The 16,173-nt window shown below is 42.9% G+C and carries 12 protein-coding genes and 1 pseudogene; 4 read left to right on the top strand and 9 right to left on the bottom strand.

Features of this window, described 5'->3' with window-relative positions; all coding sequences use genetic code 11:
• Window positions 1-97 precede the first annotated feature (97 nt).
• A complete protein-coding gene (locus BacF7301_RS11945; RefSeq protein ID WP_167963068.1) occupies window positions 98-847 on the top strand; it encodes a copper homeostasis protein CutC in 750 nt (249 codons plus the stop codon).
• 13 nt (window positions 848-860) lie between these two features.
• On the opposite strand, the gene BacF7301_RS11940 is transcribed toward BacF7301_RS11945, so the two are convergent.
• The 4 genes from BacF7301_RS11940 to BacF7301_RS11925 all read right to left on the bottom strand — a co-directional run bounded on the left by BacF7301_RS11940 (window position 861) and on the right by BacF7301_RS11925 (window position 5,837).
• On the bottom strand, window positions 861-2,075 hold the full coding sequence (locus BacF7301_RS11940) for a sodium ion-translocating decarboxylase subunit beta (protein ID WP_167963066.1): 1,215 nt from the start codon (window positions 2,073-2,075) through the stop codon (window positions 861-863).
• Between the two features lie 17 nt (window positions 2,076-2,092).
• On the bottom strand, window positions 2,093-2,521 hold the full coding sequence (locus BacF7301_RS11935; protein WP_167963064.1) for a LapA family protein: 429 nt from the start codon (window positions 2,519-2,521) through the stop codon (window positions 2,093-2,095).
• Between the two features lie 127 nt (window positions 2,522-2,648).
• The gene (locus tag BacF7301_RS11930) at window positions 2,649-3,029 is read right to left on the bottom strand and encodes a DUF8440 family protein (protein ID WP_245208450.1); all 381 of its coding nucleotides are present in this window, start codon (window positions 3,027-3,029) and stop codon (window positions 2,649-2,651) included.
• A 120-nt stretch (window positions 3,030-3,149) separates the two neighbouring features.
• The gene (locus BacF7301_RS11925; protein WP_167963062.1) at window positions 3,150-5,837 is read right to left on the bottom strand and encodes a transglutaminase domain-containing protein; all 2,688 of its coding nucleotides are present in this window, start codon (window positions 5,835-5,837) and stop codon (window positions 3,150-3,152) included.
• A gap of 300 nt (window positions 5,838-6,137) precedes the next feature.
• Between BacF7301_RS11925 and BacF7301_RS11920 the strand changes: the two genes are divergently transcribed.
• Together BacF7301_RS11920 and BacF7301_RS11915 are read left to right on the top strand one after the other, a co-directional pair.
• On the top strand, window positions 6,138-6,275 hold the full coding sequence (locus BacF7301_RS11920) for a hypothetical protein (protein WP_004301914.1): 138 nt from the start codon (window positions 6,138-6,140) through the stop codon (window positions 6,273-6,275).
• 98 nt (window positions 6,276-6,373) lie between these two features.
• Window positions 6,374-7,552, top strand: a complete 1,179-nt coding sequence (locus BacF7301_RS11915; protein ID WP_167963060.1) for a C1 family peptidase — start codon at window positions 6,374-6,376, stop codon at window positions 7,550-7,552.
• Window positions 7,553-7,644: 92 nt separating this feature from the next.
• On the opposite strand, the gene BacF7301_RS11910 is transcribed toward BacF7301_RS11915, so the two are convergent.
• From BacF7301_RS11910 to dinB, 3 genes are all read right to left on the bottom strand, one after another.
• A complete protein-coding gene (locus tag BacF7301_RS11910) occupies window positions 7,645-8,346 on the bottom strand; it encodes a BT4411 family hyaluronic acid-binding protein (RefSeq protein WP_167963058.1) in 702 nt (233 codons plus the stop codon).
• Window positions 8,347-8,399: 53 nt separating this feature from the next.
• Window positions 8,400-10,334, bottom strand: coding sequence for a heparinase II/III domain-containing protein (locus tag BacF7301_RS11905; protein ID WP_167963056.1), 1,935 nt, complete (start codon window positions 10,332-10,334; stop codon window positions 8,400-8,402).
• 107 nt (window positions 10,335-10,441) lie between these two features.
• Window positions 10,442-11,533 carry a DNA polymerase IV gene (dinB, locus tag BacF7301_RS11900; RefSeq protein ID WP_167963054.1) on the bottom strand — a complete coding sequence of 364 codons (1,092 nt, stop codon included), beginning with the start codon at window positions 11,531-11,533 and terminating at the stop codon, window positions 10,442-10,444.
• 592 nt (window positions 11,534-12,125) lie between these two features.
• Here dinB and BacF7301_RS11895 point away from each other — a divergent pair.
• Window positions 12,126-12,359 carry a hypothetical protein gene (locus tag BacF7301_RS11895; protein WP_167963052.1) on the top strand — a complete coding sequence of 78 codons (234 nt, stop codon included), beginning with the start codon at window positions 12,126-12,128 and terminating at the stop codon, window positions 12,357-12,359.
• Here the strand turns inward: BacF7301_RS11895 and BacF7301_RS11890 are convergent.
• Together BacF7301_RS11890 and BacF7301_RS11885 are read right to left on the bottom strand one after the other, a co-directional pair.
• Entirely contained in the window at window positions 12,320-14,635 is a 2,316-nt protein-coding gene (locus BacF7301_RS11890) for an alginate lyase family protein (RefSeq protein WP_167963051.1), read from the bottom strand. The two genes, BacF7301_RS11895 and BacF7301_RS11890, sit on opposite strands and share 40 nt — an antisense overlap.
• Before the next feature lie 46 nt (window positions 14,636-14,681).
• Window positions 14,682-16,080: pseudogene (locus BacF7301_RS11885) on the bottom strand (alpha-L-fucosidase).
• Window positions 16,081-16,173: the final 93 nt, after the last annotated feature.

Here is a 16,173-nt window from a genome sequence, read left to right as displayed (position 1 = left end):
TAGAAGGGCGAAGCGATTCGCCCTTTTTTAATAAATGAGTATTCCTTTTTAATAACAGCAAACACTTTTCATTTCTTTCCTTTTTATTCATCAACTTATGAAAAAATACCAATTCGAAGTTTGTGCCAACTCAGTAGAAAGTTGCCTCGCTGCACAAGCAGGTGGAGCCAACCGTGTAGAATTATGTGCGGGTATTCCCGAAGGTGGAACAACACCTTCTTACGGAGAAATTTCTATGGCTCGTGAAATACTGGATACAACCCGGTTGCACGTCATTATCCGTCCTAGAGGTGGAGATTTTCTCTACTCGCCTATCGAAGTAAAGACAATGCTGAAAGATATAGAGATAGCCCGGAAACTCGGAGTTGACGGAGTTGTTTTTGGATGCCTGACTGCTAATGGAGAGATTGATTACGCCGTCATGCAAGAGTTAATGCTAGCCTCACAAGGCTTGTCTGTCACCTTTCATAGGGCTTTCGATGTTTGCTGCAACCCCAAGGAAGCACTGGAACAAATTATTGAACTTGGTTGCAACCGGATTCTGACTTCCGGTCAGCAGGCTACTGCCGAACAAGGTATTCCCTTACTCAAAGAGCTGCAGGAGCAAGCAGCAGGAAGAATTATCCTACTTGCCGGATGCGGTGTGAACGAAAAGAATATTGCCCGAATCGCCCAGGAAACAGGGATACAGGAGTTCCATTTCTCTGCCCGCGAAAGTATTAAAAGTGAGATGGAGTACAAGAATGAATCAGTATCCATGGGCGGCACTGTACATATCGACGAATATGAACGAAATGTAACGACCGCCCGGAGAGTTATGGATACGATTCAAGCTATATCTTTATAATTCAATCTATATTTTATAAATAAGGTATGACTGTGATATAGATGCCTGTAATAATAGCCGAAGTAATTACGCCCGAGATATTGGCTCCCAAGGCATCCCCCAAAACAAATGAGTCCGGATTGTCTTTGCTGACAATCTTTTGGGCTACTTTGGCGGTAGTAGGCACACAGCTTACGGCGGCAATGCCAATCACCGGGTTATAATTCCCCCGTTTGATAAAATACATGATATAACCGCCCAAGATTCCACCGATACCGGAAAGCAGCAAGGCTACGACACCCAAAACTAATAATTTAAGAATCTTCGGGTCGAGCAGTAGATGTGCGTCACAAAGCACACCTAATAATAGTCCCAACATAAAGGTAGAACCGTAAAGCAACGGCCCGCTTACAAAGTCATAAATATGCTTCATACCGGATTCGCGAACGGCAACTCCTAGAAATAAAGAGAAGAATAAAGGAGAAGCAACCGGGAACAAGAAACAGAGAACTGCACAAAGAACAGCGGAGAAAGCCAGTTTCACTTTAGCGTCATAGTTTTTCGGTGCTTTCTTCGTCACCATTTTGATAGACCGGAAGCGTTTGGGAACCAGAAGTTTCACCAGATAAGGGTAGCCACCGTATGTCAGTCCCAAATAAAGATAGGCTACCACTGTGATAGGAACAAACAGATGTTTTGCCAAAGCCAATGAAGTGAACAATACCATCGGGCCATCGGCGCCACCTACCATGGCAACAGAGGCACTTTCTTTCAAAGTCAATCCGAGAGCGGCGGCAATAGGCACTGTTAGGAAAGTTCCCAACTCTGCACATAGGGCAAGAAAGATACTTGCAAATGGTTTCTGAAGCAGGAAGCCGACATCCAGCAGTGTCCCGATACCCATAAAGACAAAACAGGCTATCAGCCCGTTACTGAACGTAAGTGTGTAGACAGGTTGCAGAAAGTCTATCTGCATCGTATTCATCAATGCGTCGGTATCCGAAAGCATCGGGTCGAGAAAAAGGTTACCCAATGTGCCGTCGGGCATAATCAGTGTTCCACAGTTGATGGCTACCATCCCCAGTCCCATCGGAATCATAACCATAGGTTCGAGTACGCCTTTCCAACCCAGATAAATAAGTAACAAACCAAGAAGTACCAAAAAGATTCTGGCAGAAGCAAGAAACCAGCCGCTTGCCATCATTGTACCAATGCCTTGAAATAAAGTCGCGAAATCTATATTTTCCATAATGAGTGTCTTTTTTATTATTTGTCAGTGGCTGACTTCTTTGAGTTTTTCTTGTTGATATGCGCCCGTTCTTCTTCCTTAAGAAAGAACTCCCGGGTATCTCGGGGATAATAATAATCCAGCAGGGTTTCGTCCGAAGCTCCGGGGCTTACGCCATGATAATAACCTGCATAACCGGTAAAATTACGGTTGATGCCACGGCTGAAGTCTTCACGGTAATCTCCCATAACTTCTTCCGCTTCAAGCGGTATCTGCCTGACGAGCCTTTCCACTTTCTGACGATGCTGCCGCCAGCGATGCAGACGAAGTAACTCCAACCGATGGGAACTATAAAAATCAAATGAATCGGCAGCATAAGCTATTAACTTAATAACTGCCGCAACGAAAAAGCCTATGAGAAAGGTCAACCCCATCATAGCCAACGTAGATAGTAATAAATGAATCATAGTAGTATAAAAAAACAGATTGTATAATCATTCATGCACACATACGACATGCCCGGAAATTTATATCATTCGGACCTGTTAAACATATTTGTGCAAATTCTCAGGAATACTCAGAAAGAAAGAATGGCTAAATCAAGATATGTGCCAAGGTATAAATGTAGTACCTATTAGAATATTTCAGATAATTAGTGTCGGAAAGAAGAATCTTCCTTTTGTCTTCGGGCAAACGGAAAGAGCGTAAACTTAACAATTGGACAATGACGGGAATATCATTAAACTTCAATGTCCGCACAGGAGTGATGTTTCGTGGAAGCGAAAAGGTAGTCAGGATTCCTAAAGAATGGCTTTCTTCGGGGGTTGAAGCGAGTGTTGTAGTAGCTGAAATATCACTATCCACAGAGATTACGGCCGTTTCCCGAAATCCCTGAGCATCTTCCTTATGGGTCGACAGACTACCCCCAATAAGTAAAAATGCAAGTGACAGTATGCACAAAAGATACTTCATCATAACTCTCCTACAAACGTAACAATTAATTCGCATAAAAGTGCGCTCTATATAGAGAATTAACGATTATTGCATACTGTCACACGATATTACTACCTGCTACTTCTTCTTTATCTATGCTTTCTACAATCCATGAACGGTTTTCATTAATTGTTCACCCAAGCCGATGGTATATCCTTGAGAAACAAAGACTACACGGTTGAATGTATCGGCGATAATAAACATGGGAAGAATATTCTGATTGGAGAGATTCATAGATTTAGCGATTTGTTGCTGAATACTATTATCCATATCTATACCATAAGTAATGGTAGATGGTAATCCTTGAAACTCAGCGGCATGGAACTTCTTATATTGTTCTTCGGATGGAAAAAGAAAAACTATTTTCCTGCCCCATTTCTCAAAATCACTACCCAAGGCAGCTATATCTCTTAGTGCATGATTAGTAGGTTCCTGCCCTACTCCCAACACACCAACAACAAAATAGCCTCTTCCACAAGTTTGAAGAAGGCTCTGTGCTGTAGATAAGCTATCGTTCGACACAGGAATATACAGTGATTCCGAATTGAAATTTCCAATCACCTGTACCTGTTCGTCACTTTCTCTCATCACCAAATCAACGGTTGTTGTCTTGCCCGGCTCTATAGTGAAGAAAGTTACTTTGGAGAGTACGGCACCGCTTGCCATACGCGTTCCGGTGACCAGCATATAATAACCGGTATCCAGTTGAGTGCCATTCTTCAACAGATTTGACCATGTAGTACCTGCACCCATATCGGCATCCCCTTCGTCATAGTTCAACAATTGGAATACACCGTCCTTGAATTTGGAAAGAGTAAAGTGGGAATAATACTTCGGATCGGGTAATGAACGGATTGGTTTGTAAGTGGCACGCAACAGTCCGGTAGCAGCCTGCGCCGGCGTACTTTCCGCAAAATCCACATCTATAGTATGTCCTTCTTTATTCATATACTGTACTTTTCCCGTCACCTTATCTATTTGAGCAGGTATGCCGAAAGTACGAGCCATTGCCACAAAGAAAATATCACGTGACTTTTCATCTGCAACACGAGCTTTCCATACTCCTACCGGAGAAATAGGGATACGCTGGGAGTTCAACTCATTATTAATCTTAATCTCTTTCTTACACCATTCAACCAAACGGGATGGCTCTTCTACAAAAGATTCTACCTCTTTTTGTGGAAAGGCACTATTGAAAAAACAGCGGTAAGCGGTCAACATTTCATTTTCTACACGCGGATTGACCAATTCCGCACTAGCCTGTACTCCCAACTTCTGAAAATCAGGAGTCTCAATTAAATAATCCATCAAGTCAATCAGTTGTACATCCCGCCAGTCTTTGGCAGAAAGTTGTTGCAGCAATGCCAAAGCGAACTCTTCTTTCTTATCCACAGTAGCCAGTTCCATAAAAGCAAGCAATGTCCTATAGTTTCCCCGGGAAGCAACCAGCATCTTTACCATTTTCTCTTTATCTTCATTGCTTAGGTTGAATTTGGCAAGTGCATTTTTCGCACGCTCTTCAGTCATCATAGTTGCTACATAAGCATTGCGAATAGAATCTTCCTTGGCCAGTCGTAAATCATTCTCTTTACGTTGTTCCGGGGTTACTTCCGGCAGGTTCACTCCTTCCGCGGGTGGAACAATATCCAAATCGAGTGCATATGATTCCCCCTCTTTCTTATCCAAAGCGAGAACCAACTTGTCATCTTTGCCAAAAGACAGTTTAGCATAACCGAATTTACCATCTTTGGAACCCCATACCAACATATCCCCCTTTCCGGCTGTCAACGAAACCTGACCGTCCGCACCGGTATATTTAGTGGCAACCGTATAAAACTCGGCATAATTATAAACTTTGAAATCCACTTTCGCACCAGTGACAGGCTGACCGTCAGCATCAGTCACCATAACCACCGCCTTTCCCGTAGGAGCATAATTATCTATCACATTAATCTCGGTATAATTCGGAGTCTCAAGCATAATCTCTTCCGGCCCGTTATAACGACCGAAAACCTTTGTATGCATCAACATTCCACGGCTTGCAGGCGCATTGAACCAACCGAGGTTCAGCACCGGTTCGGGTTCACAAGCACCAAAGAAATACCACTTGCCATCTGCCCAGGCTTCTACCCAGGCATGGTTATCATCCGTATGTGCCCAACGGGGAGTATATACCTGACGGGCAGGAATCCCGACGGAACGTAAGGCAGCAACAGTGAAAGTAGACTCTTCTCCGCAACGTCCATAGGCCGTTTTCACCGAAGCCAGCGGCGAACTGGTACGGGCATCACTCGGACGATATACCACTTTCTCATGGCACCAGTGATTTACCTCTAAAATCGCATCCTTCATCGAAAGCCCTTTCACGCGTTCCTTCAGTTCTCCATAAAATACTTCCCGGGATTCATCCAGATTCTCATTATTCACACGGACAGGCAGTACAAAATGCCGGAACAATTCATCGGTAACAGTCTTTCCCCAAGGCATTTCACGACGGGCCTGCTCAGAAAGGCGAATATTTCCCAGGTAGTATTCACCGGGATAATCTGCAATATCCCCTATCGGCATATATGCATACAGAAACATCAGCGCTTCGCGTTCGGAGAGACTCAAACTATCTCCCGAAAGGATGGCAAACAGATTCCCATCGGGAAGAGCCTGTTGTTTCTGCTCAAAATCCTGAAGTACCTGATTACGATAAGCTTCTTCTTTCAAAAAATGAGATTCACTGCATGAAAATAATAGTACAGAGAAAAACGGGACAAGCAAAAGACGGACGAGTGTTTTCATATTTATGTGTTAATTAAATAAACGATAGTCAAATAAATATGCATACTAAAGTACACATTCACAAAATTACAAGTTTTTTTTCTGAAAGACGGCACAAGTAGCTGTAAATGTTTGTAATAGGTTTGTAACATCTACTGTGTTCGAACCTCTCTTAAAAAGAAAAATCAAAATAAAAAGAAGATTTCTATGTTTTACAGCATATAATTCAAAAACATTTTGTACCTTTGCAGTGTTAATAAAGAAAACAAGATGTAAAACCGCTCTTCAAAACGTGGAGGGCAAAAAAAGAGGAAACAAATTATGAAAAAGAATGCAAATGAAAAAATTATGATGTTACAGTACCGTATTAAACGCTATCAAGCAATGGGAAATGGTGCAATGTGCCAAACCTTGAACGGTAAACTTCAAAAACTGCTGTCACAGCAGGTTGCCATGTAAATAAACACACTAATTATATTAAATTGAGCGAGGAACTTTCGAGTATCCTCGCTTTTTTTATACTTTTGTAGCTGAATAGATAATAAAACACATATATCATGAAGAAATTATTAATGTCGGTTGCGTTGCTTCTCTTAGCTGCAACCTCTTTTGCACAAACACCCGGTTATGAATTCACAACCGTTGTATCCCACAAAGCGACTCCCGTCAAGGACCAGGGTTCCACAGGTACTTGCTGGTGCTTTGCCACCACTTCTTTCATGGAGTCCGAACTACTTCGTATGGGCAAAGGAGAATACGATCTCTCGGAAATGTACATCGTCCGTCAGAAGTATATGAATCAGATGGAAGATAACTATCTCCGTCGCGGAAAGGGAAATATCGGAGAAGGCAGCCTGGCGCATACATTCACAAATGCCTACAAGCAAGTAGGTATCGTTCCCGAAGAAGCATATTCCGGTTTGCTCAATGATAGCAAAGACCATAATCACGGAGCACTGACACGCTATTTCAAAGCTTTGGTGGATGCCAATATCGCTTCCAAGAAGCGTACGCCTGAATATAATGCTCTTATCAATAATCTGTTTGACACATACCTGGGCAAGCTTCCCGAGAAGTTTACTTATAAAGGAAAGGAATATACTCCCCAATCTTTCACAGAAAGCCTGGGGCTGGATATGAATAACTACATCGAGTTGACCAGCTTCACCCATAAGCCTTATTACGAAACTTTCTCACCCGAAGTTCCCGACAACTGGGAAAACCAGCCGATGTATAATCTTCCTTTGGACGAGTTGATTGGTGCTATCGACCACGCACTGAACAGTGGATATACCGTATGTTGGGACGGTGATGTCAGCGAACAGGGTTTCTCTTATAAGAACGGAATTGCCATCAACCCGCAGGTGGAAGATGTAAAAGACTACTCTACTACCGACCGTGCCCGTTTCGAAGCAATGCCGAAGTATCAGCGTATGGAAGAAGTATTCAAGTTTGAACATCCTTATCCTGAAATCAACGTGACACCGGAAATCCGCCAGGAAGGTTATGAGAAGTTTGTGACAACCGACGACCACCTGATGCATATCACGGGCATCGTAAAAGATCAGAACGGAACCAAATATTATATTACCAAGAATTCCTGGGGAGCGGAAGGAAATAAATTCGGCGGTTATCAGAATATGTCCGAAAGCTATGTACGTGCCAAAACAATCAGCGTCATGGTACACAAAGACTCTCTCCCGAAAGAGCTGAAAAAGAAACTCGGGATTAACTAAAAGAGAAGATAGAAAAGAGATAGGGCGACAAAGTATCACTACTTGATCGCCCTATATTTTTTATTAACTTATTATTTTAAACCCCTTTTCTTTTATTTCTTTTTCAATGTCACATCACTGATTTCTACAACACCGCCTTTATTCAGCGAAAGGATGGCTACATAGCAATCCTTCAGGATAGCAGCGTCATCGTCCGTATCAGATACTTCCAGGTCGGCATTGGCTTTCTTGCTGCTGATAGCATTCACTACTTGTCCCATATCGTAGTAAACCACTACTTTAGTCCACTTATCAGCATCTTTAATCTTGAAGTTATATTGTGCGCCTGATGCGTTCGGCTGTGCATCGGCATCGTAGTCTCTGCGCATGAAGAAGGTAGTGTTATACTTACCGTTATCATTCTTTTCTTCGTTAGTCTGCTTGATGTACACACTTACCGGAGTACCTGCCTCTTTTGCTTTTGCGTAGAAAGTAAGGACATAGATGCCTTTATCCAATCCGTCTGTAATACGTTGTCCCAGGAATGCTTTGTACCAGGAGATGTTCTTTGCAGCACCCGAGTTGTCTATTTTCATAGCATTAGGATACTTTGCGTCGCCGGTTTGTTCCCAAGCGATGGCAGTTGCTCCGTCGGCTTCGTTATTCATGATAAACCATTCGCCGGCAGTAGCCTTGTTGGCATTGGTCACCTTGTTCGTTACTTCTGTGGCAAACTTTTCGTTTTTAATCAGATTTTGAGCGCTTACAGTCACTCCTGCAATAGCCAAAAGGCCGGCAAATAATACTTTTTTCATCTTACTGTGATTTAATTAATTATACCAATATTTCTTCTTCTAATTTTTAATATCTACTTCACTTGTTGGATAACAAATCCATATTTTCCAGTCACCTTCTTTTCGTCCGTCTTCAGTGTGATGCGGTAAATCTCCTTGCCCCATACGTTAGACAAGCGCGGATCATCTAATTTAATAGTTTCCAGTCCGGCTTTAAACTGAGGTGGATAATGCATTTCTACCTTTTGGTCTTTTACTTCAATCCGAATCTTTCCGGCTGATGGGAAAGTAACATTCCCCCAAGTTAAGAAATTCACTTGATTAGGGGTAATAGCCTCATCCAAGGTATAAACATCACCGATAATGAGCTTATTATCATCAAGTGCATAAGCACGAACCCAACTTTTCACTTTCGCCTCCGCCGGATAAACGGCAGCTATATCCGTAGAGAAAACACGTTTCTTCTCGTTGCAAACCGTATTTGTAGCCTTATACTGCTGCCCGAATTTCTGTGGTACACCGTTAATCATCGGCAAGTTGTGATAATTGCTTTGCATCGTCCAAATCGTATAACGGTCTTTGCTGAATGTCTGTTTTGTATAAGTACCTACGCCTGCATCAATAATCACAGGAATCGTATTAACATACAAGGAGAATGTTCCTACATCATTATGATTGTGGCTTTCATTATTGAATCCGCCTTTGGTAGCAACAAACATACCATTCTTATTCTTCATGTAGCAGAATTCCGTTTCGGGATACCAAGTCACGTCCGGCATATCATGTTTCGGAGTTGCTTTCGCCATATCATTGCAACAAAGCAGGGATTGAAGCGAACGGAAAGCATCATTGCCCATTGTAGCATACGGCTTCCTGCCATTCAGCAAGTATGCTGCAAAATGCATCATTTCATCGCTGTTTACGGCTTTACCGAAACGGTAAATCAACAGAGGATCGCCACCGCCTTTTGCCGAAGCATCAGCAAAATTCACTACCCAGCCATCACCAACGTAAGAGCGGGACATATATTCTCCCATGCGGCGAATCATCGGTTCGTTAAAAAGAGATATTTTACCACCTGTACCATCGGAAAGGATTTGAAGATAGTCATAGAGTTTGCCGGCAGCATGTCCCCAGTAAGATGTTCCCTCTTCGCAAGCCCCGTCGGATTTCACGAAATTAATGAACTTATCTACCGACTTCATGGAACGATAAACCGCTTTTGCCAATTTCTCCTTATTGTTTTCCATCAGGAAGAAACATTGCAGGGCGTTGGAGTTACACCAAGGATTCCAGTTATTGATAATTTCTCCCGGATTCCAGTTAAAAGCCATCCACCACATATCATCGTCGTTCATATAAGGGTCGAGGATACGTTCTTTGATAACTTTACGCATTTGCAGGGATACGACGGGATTAATCTTATCGAATGGCTTGCGGAAGAAATAGTGTACCCAAGCCATCAAAGCTCCGTAGCCACCTGAGCCAAGGTCGATAATCTGTTCGCGGAAGTCGGGAAGAGAGCGTTTGCTGCTTTGTCGGGGTAAATGTGCGGACAAGACCCATGAATTCATTTCGCAACTCATATAAGCTCCGTTCAGCAGTTGGTCGATAAAGCGTCCTTTGCCTTCGGCCAATTCGGCAAGCATCAGAGTATTGAGTGCCTGACGGTTGGCATCATAAGGGACTTCCATCACTTTCCGGTTACCGGTGCGTTCGTATTCCAGATAGGCAGTGGCAGGAATCAGTTGCCATTTGTAGTTGAGGAGTTTCTCACCGGCTTCGATAAGACGTTGTTTGTTAGGTCCCATCAGTGAGTCCCAGGCGGCGCGGTCTGTGTAAGCAGGATAAGGCACCCAGGCTTGTTTCATTACTAACACGTTTTTCAACGTAGTTTCGTCTGCCGCTTTTTGCAGCATATTGCGTTCAGTGTAAGCGTTGGCTTTGAAAGAAAAACTTCCTAAAGCTGCTACTAGAAGAACACAAAGCAAATGTTTCATTCGATTCATGGTATTTTATTCATTTAAGCAGTACAAAGATAGTGCATCTCTAAAAAAACAAGGTGAGCAAATCATACGAACCTGATGACAAAAAAGTACATACTTCAAAAATCGTACTACTCCCAGTCACTAAATTCAAAACTCAACTGCTCCCACGTCCGATGTTGCTCGTCCGTTTCTTCTTTCGGATTGGAGACGGAGAGCCCGATAAGCCGGATTGGGTGTTGCGCATATTCCACACTTTTAAGTAATTCCTTTGCAAGCGGAAGTACCTTGTCCAAAGTTGTCAGTTCCTGTGATTGAGTAATGCTCCGGGTTATCTGGCTAAAATCATGGAACTTGATTTTCAGTGTAAGGGTATTCCCCTTGAAGTCTTTACGGTTCAGACGTTCAATCAGTTCTACCGCCACGTGATACAGTTCGATAATGACAGAAGAATGAGCCGAAATATCCCGTTCCAACGTACGTTCGCACCCGATGGATTTACGGATACGGACTGCTTCTACCGGACGCTCGTCAATACCTCTCGCACATTCATAGTAAAGTGCTCCCACTTTGCCAAAATGTGCAGTCAGCATCTCAAGAGAGCATTTCCGCAATTGAAAACCGTTGCCAATACCTAGCATATGCATCTTTTTGGCAGTCACAGGACCTACTCCCCAAAATGATTCGATGGGAAGGCGTGCGATAAAATCAAGAGCTTGCTCCGGATGAATGGTGCACAATCCATCCGGTTTACGATAATCCGAAGCTATTTTTGCCAGGAATTTATTATAGGATATTCCGGCAGACGCTACCAAGTTCAGTTGTTCGCGAATCTTCTGTTTAATCTCTTTCGCTATATCCACAGCTAAGGAAATGCCTTTCTTATTTTCTGTTACATCGAGAAAAGCCTCATCCAAAGAGAGAGGTTCGATAATATCGGTATATTCATGGAAAATCTCATGTATCTGCCGGGAAACGGATTTATAAACGTCCATCCGCCCATGCACAAAAACCAACTGCGGGCAGAGCCGTTTCGCTTTCTGCGAAGACATAGCTGAACGCACTCCATAGCGCCGGGCTTCGTAACTGGCAGCAGCCACGACTCCCCTCTCTTCCGCATGACCCACCGCCAATGGTTTGCCACGAAGTTCCGGATTATCACGCTGTTCTACTGAAGCGTAGAAGGCGTCCATGTCGATATGTATAATCTTTCTTTGAGACATCTTTGGGAATTAGCAGAGCAAACTTACTATATTTTTTCGAATAATCATCATTCTTTAAACGACAGACAGGATAATCATAATAAAAAGTTATTTCACCCCAGCATCGGTAAGAACAAAAATTATGTGTAGATGAACTTGTTGAAACCTGTACTGAAATAAGCCGAACCATGTATTAGACTTACTCATGTCTCCTACATCATTTCATTGAGTGTAGTACTTGTTCCGCTCAATTCTACTACTAAATAATAAAAGTAAAAAAACGCCTTCAGCTTTCAGTTCTTCCAAAAAGCCCCTTTTCATCGAAAGTTTTGGCTGAAAGCGAACCTGAATGCAGAAGTGTATGTCATAGTATAATTTTAGTTCCCTTTTTTGATACTATACCTGTTTGAAACAGAGACTCTGTTTTAGCGAAACGGAGCCTGCATTTCATGTAAACAGAGCCTCTGTTTCCTCAAGATAGAGGCTCTGTTCTGTTCAGCCCACGTGCCGATGAATTTCAGTCGACAGGTAAGCGGTTCTAAGCCCATATGTCACCCGCTTTCACCTATGTGGTGAATCTATATACCCCGCCTGGTGGACATATAGATTCAGTATGGTGAGTATATATGTCCACCATGCTGAATATATAGATTCACCGGCAAGGCTGAAAGCGCTGAATGCACTATCCCTTGCTTACAGCATATTCCTGCAGGGGATGATTTTTTCCACATTCAGCCGCTATCTCCTTCTATCAAGGCGTTTGCTGACAAAACTGAAACGACTGAAACCGGATAATAACATGAATATCTACAAACTATCTCTCCTTAACAACGCTTCAAGAAAGTAGTAATCAGCATATGAGATAGGGACGTCTATTTCGTCTTTCGATGGCATGTTGCCTACAGAGTGCAACAGCAGAAAGCCTTTATCCTTCCCTTCTTCCACCAAATAGTTCTGTAAGAGACTTGCTAGAATCCGGTCAGCCCATGTCACATACTGTTCTTTTCGATTTGAATCGTACGTAGCCATTTCATACAATGCTGAAGCACAGATACATGCTGCGGATGCATCACGGGGAGAATCGGGTATTTTCGGATCATTAAAGTCCCAATACGGAATGAAGTCCGACGGCAAATTAGGATGAGTGAAGATAAACTCAGCTATATGTTGTGCCTGGCGAAGGTATTTTTTATTTTTCGTGTACCGGTATGACATAGCAAAGCCATACAATGCCCAACTTTGTCCGCGAGCCCATGCAGAAGAGTCATCATATCCCTGATGTGTCTGTTTAAGTCGTGCCTTTCCTGAAATGGTGTCATAGTCTACTACATGCCAAGAAGAATAATCCGTACGGAAATGATTTTCCAAAGTAGTTGTGGCATGCGCATTGGCTATATCATAAAAGGTTTTGTCACCAGTCAGCAGAGATGCCTCGAAAAGAAGTTCCAGATTCATCATATTGTCTATAATAACCGGATACTGCCATTTATGCCGATTGAAATCCCATGACCGGATTACTTTCAAATGTGGATTATAACGGCTGGCAAGACTATGGGCAGCTTTCAACACCACCTCACGGTATTCGTCACTTCGGGTTTCTTTGTAGGCATTACCTGAAGAGCAGAATACTTTGAAACCAGTATCGTGAGAGAATACGTGGTCTTTGGCCTTTTTTACGGGTTCGGTGTATCGAATGGCAAGTTCTTTCAGAGCGTCGTCCTTCGTATAGTGATAAGCCATCCATAGGGAACCGGGAAAGAATCCTGAACACCAGTCTGCCGGATTGACTAAACGGAGACTACCGTCCTTATTGAGACAACGAGGAATTACAGCACCCTTTTTCGGAGAAGTGGAAATGATACTGTCTGTGCAAAGTGATGCATATTTAAGTTGTTTGTCTACATAAGAGAAAGCGTCTCTTATCGGGTCCGGGGCTCCGTAAAGCAGACGGTTACGGTCGTTCAACCCCTGCTTGCTATATTGCTTATATAGTTTCAGATAGTCTTCCCGTGAGGGTGCTATATCAGCCATGCGGTAAAGCTGTTTGCATAAAGCCTGTAAACTATCTTCCCATCCGCTTATCTGCTTATAAGGCCATGCAGACACGTCTTTCCCTAAATAAGGAGTTAGAAAATCAACTGCCTTGCAGACATTTCTTCCATCAGGAGAGGTTGCCTTGCAAAGCTCGATTCCCTGATTACGGGCAATGGCGCACATGTCTACGAAGAATTGGAGATTATATACAGAGTAATGAAAAGCCAGGGTTCGGTGTAGTTCCCGAGGTTGGCTCCCGTCAGGTTGTATTTGTTTGTAAAGCCGGCGGGCAGGGAATTCATTGATAAGTTGTCGAGCAGTAACGGTGTCACCACAAAAAAGGAGAAATACAGTGAGCTGCATATCATACGTGGTGCCATGATTGTTGCCTTGTGTTCGCTCCACCTTACCTAAGTCGCTATTTTGCCACCATGCGGCAAAGCAGGAGAACCATTTTTCCAGCCCCGAACGGTCTTGAGCGGTATAACTTCGTGAACCTTCGAGCAACTTGACAGCATTTAGCATAGTTACAAAGGAATAGCTATCAATAAGTCCCGACGGCCTTCCGCTATCACCCTGTGTGCCGGGAACGAACTGAGCATAATTCAGGTTGGGATTCATCCGTGTCTTTTTATCGAGAAACCAAACACGAAGTAACTTCACAGCCTTACGGGCATAACGTTCTTCACCACTGTAATACCAAGCCAGAGACAATGTTGTCACATTGCCCGCCATCTCCCCTAGAGGAATACGGTCATAGTTCTCCAACTCAGGATTGGATTCACCGTCACGATAGATATAAGGCAGCCCATTTTCCTTTCTTGGATCAGGCCAAAAATAACGACTTAAACTGACATAATCGTGAGGATCTTTACCAGGAGCCGCTTTTTGCTTGAAAGTAACGGAGTAAAAAGGTGCTTCCATTGCTTTCTCGGCATCGTCTATCAATTGACGGTAAGCATTCGCATAGGTGAATGAATGAATTTCTTTTTTTATTTCTTCCAATTTATTTCTGTCCCATATCCACTGAGCATGCATAGAGATACTGAAGCAGGAGATACAAAGGAAGAGAGAGAATGCTTTTTTCATAATTATGAGCATTATTATTATTTCATTTAAAGGTAAAATGACATTCCTATTTACCGGAGACTTCCAATCGGAAAGCAAGTGGTTCATCACCACCTACGTATTTACGAGGAACGGTAAGGATAACTTTATTATCTTTTATTGTCCATTTCACCTGTTGTCCGGAAGCCAACAACTTTATTCTGCTATTTTTCGCAGGGATATTTCCTTCCCATTCTATACAGTCAGGTATTCTCTCACCTTCCGACAGAGCATAAAGCGCATAAAGCGTTTTTTCCGTTTTTGTTCGCAGTAAACCACACTTTTCCAGAACGATAATTAGAGGTGATACGGGTATTGTATATACCTTCTCCATTCTTTTGCAGCCAACATCCTATCTTGGTAAGACGTTCTATGGCAGGCTGTTCGATAGTACCGTCCGCGGTGGGTCCTACCCCAAGAAGCAGACTGCCACCTTTGGCAACCACTTCCATAAGCATGGAAATAACTTGATTGGGAGTTTTGTATTTGGCGTTCTTCACCCATCCCCAGTCTGAGGTCAGGGTAATACAGCTTTCCCATGGAAAAGGAAGTTGTGTCTCGGGTATCGACCGCTCGGGAGTTTGATAGTTTTCATATCGACCATGTATGGTACGGTCCACTATCAATATACCGGGCTGCTTTTCTCTTGCCATATTGGCTATTCGTGGCATATCAATATCCTGTTTGTTGCGGGGAGACACCCAACCGCCGTCCAACCAAAGGATATCTATCGGCCCATAGCCGCTCATAAGTTCTTCGATTTGGTTATAAGTAAAGTTTTTGAAAGCTTCCCATTTTTCGGGATGGCGATCAATCTTGTAGTTTACGTTTCTGTTAGGAGTTGCGAAATAATCCCACCAATAATCCTGGTTATGCCAATCCGGTTTGGAAAAGTAAGCACCCGTCATGAAACCCGCCTTATGAAAAGCGTTAAATACATGGCGGGCAACATCGGCTTTGAGATTCTCCTTAAAAGGACCTTTCGCGATGGAAAAATCTGTATATCGGCTGTCGAACATACAGAAACCGTCATGATGTTTGGTGGTGAACACCATATATTTCATTCCCGCCTGTTTCATGATATCAGCCCATTGCGTGGGGTCAAAATGGATGGGATTGAACTGCCGGCTCAGTTCGTTCCAATACCAATTCTTGAATTCTTGGTAGTTGTTATGTCCATAGCGGCTGATCCAGTCTACATCTTCGGAACAGAGTGCCCACGATTCGACGATACCGGGCACACTATACAGCCCCCAATGGAAGATAACTCCGAATTTCTGGTCTTGCCATTGGTCTAACTTTTTCAATACTAATGAGTCCGTAGGCCATTCATAGTTATGTGAGCGTTCATGTACGAAAAGCTCTTGACTCTTTGATTCTGTCAGACAAAATAATAAAATAATAAATGATATAAATTTGTTCTTCATATAATAGAATGTTTTTCAGAATTAAATCACCCTGTAAAGTTATGCTTTATCTGTGAAAATAGAAAACAATTAATATATAATGTAAGTGTATTC

Origin of the sequence: Bacteroides faecium, assembly GCF_012113595.1 — a bacterium.
Taxonomy (GTDB): Bacteria; Bacteroidota; Bacteroidia; order Bacteroidales; family Bacteroidaceae; genus Bacteroides; species Bacteroides faecium.
The sequence above is the reverse complement of the archived record's forward strand: the minus strand, read 5'-3'. Positions and strand labels throughout refer to the sequence as shown.

What these genes read in the sequence shown, in the direction of transcription:
- BacF7301_RS11925 (WP_167963062.1), bottom strand. Translation starts at nt 5,837, where the DNA reads ATGAAAACACTCGTCCGTCTTTTGCTTGTCCCGTTTTTCTCTGTACTA.
- BacF7301_RS11895 (WP_167963052.1), top strand. Translation starts at nt 12,126, where the DNA reads ATGGTGAGTATATATGTCCACCATGCTGAATATATAGATTCACCGGCA.
- BacF7301_RS11905 (WP_167963056.1), bottom strand. Translation starts at nt 10,334, where the DNA reads ATGAATCGAATGAAACATTTGCTTTGTGTTCTTCTAGTAGCAGCTTTA.
- dinB (WP_167963054.1), bottom strand. Translation starts at nt 11,533, where the DNA reads ATGTCTCAAAGAAAGATTATACATATCGACATGGACGCCTTCTACGCT.
- BacF7301_RS11890 (WP_167963051.1), bottom strand. Translation starts at nt 14,635, where the DNA reads ATGAAAAAAGCATTCTCTCTCTTCCTTTGTATCTCCTGCTTCAGTATC.
- BacF7301_RS11915 (WP_167963060.1), top strand. Translation starts at nt 6,374, where the DNA reads ATGAAGAAATTATTAATGTCGGTTGCGTTGCTTCTCTTAGCTGCAACC.
- BacF7301_RS11910 (WP_167963058.1), bottom strand. Translation starts at nt 8,346, where the DNA reads ATGAAAAAAGTATTATTTGCCGGCCTTTTGGCTATTGCAGGAGTGACT.
- BacF7301_RS11945 (WP_167963068.1), top strand. Translation starts at nt 98, where the DNA reads ATGAAAAAATACCAATTCGAAGTTTGTGCCAACTCAGTAGAAAGTTGC.
- BacF7301_RS11935 (WP_167963064.1), bottom strand. Translation starts at nt 2,521, where the DNA reads ATGATTCATTTATTACTATCTACGTTGGCTATGATGGGGTTGACCTTT.
- BacF7301_RS11940 (WP_167963066.1), bottom strand. Translation starts at nt 2,075, where the DNA reads ATGGAAAATATAGATTTCGCGACTTTATTTCAAGGCATTGGTACAATG.
- BacF7301_RS11930 (WP_245208450.1), bottom strand. Translation starts at nt 3,029, where the DNA reads ATGATGAAGTATCTTTTGTGCATACTGTCACTTGCATTTTTACTTATT.
- BacF7301_RS11920 (WP_004301914.1), top strand. Translation starts at nt 6,138, where the DNA reads ATGAAAAAGAATGCAAATGAAAAAATTATGATGTTACAGTACCGTATT.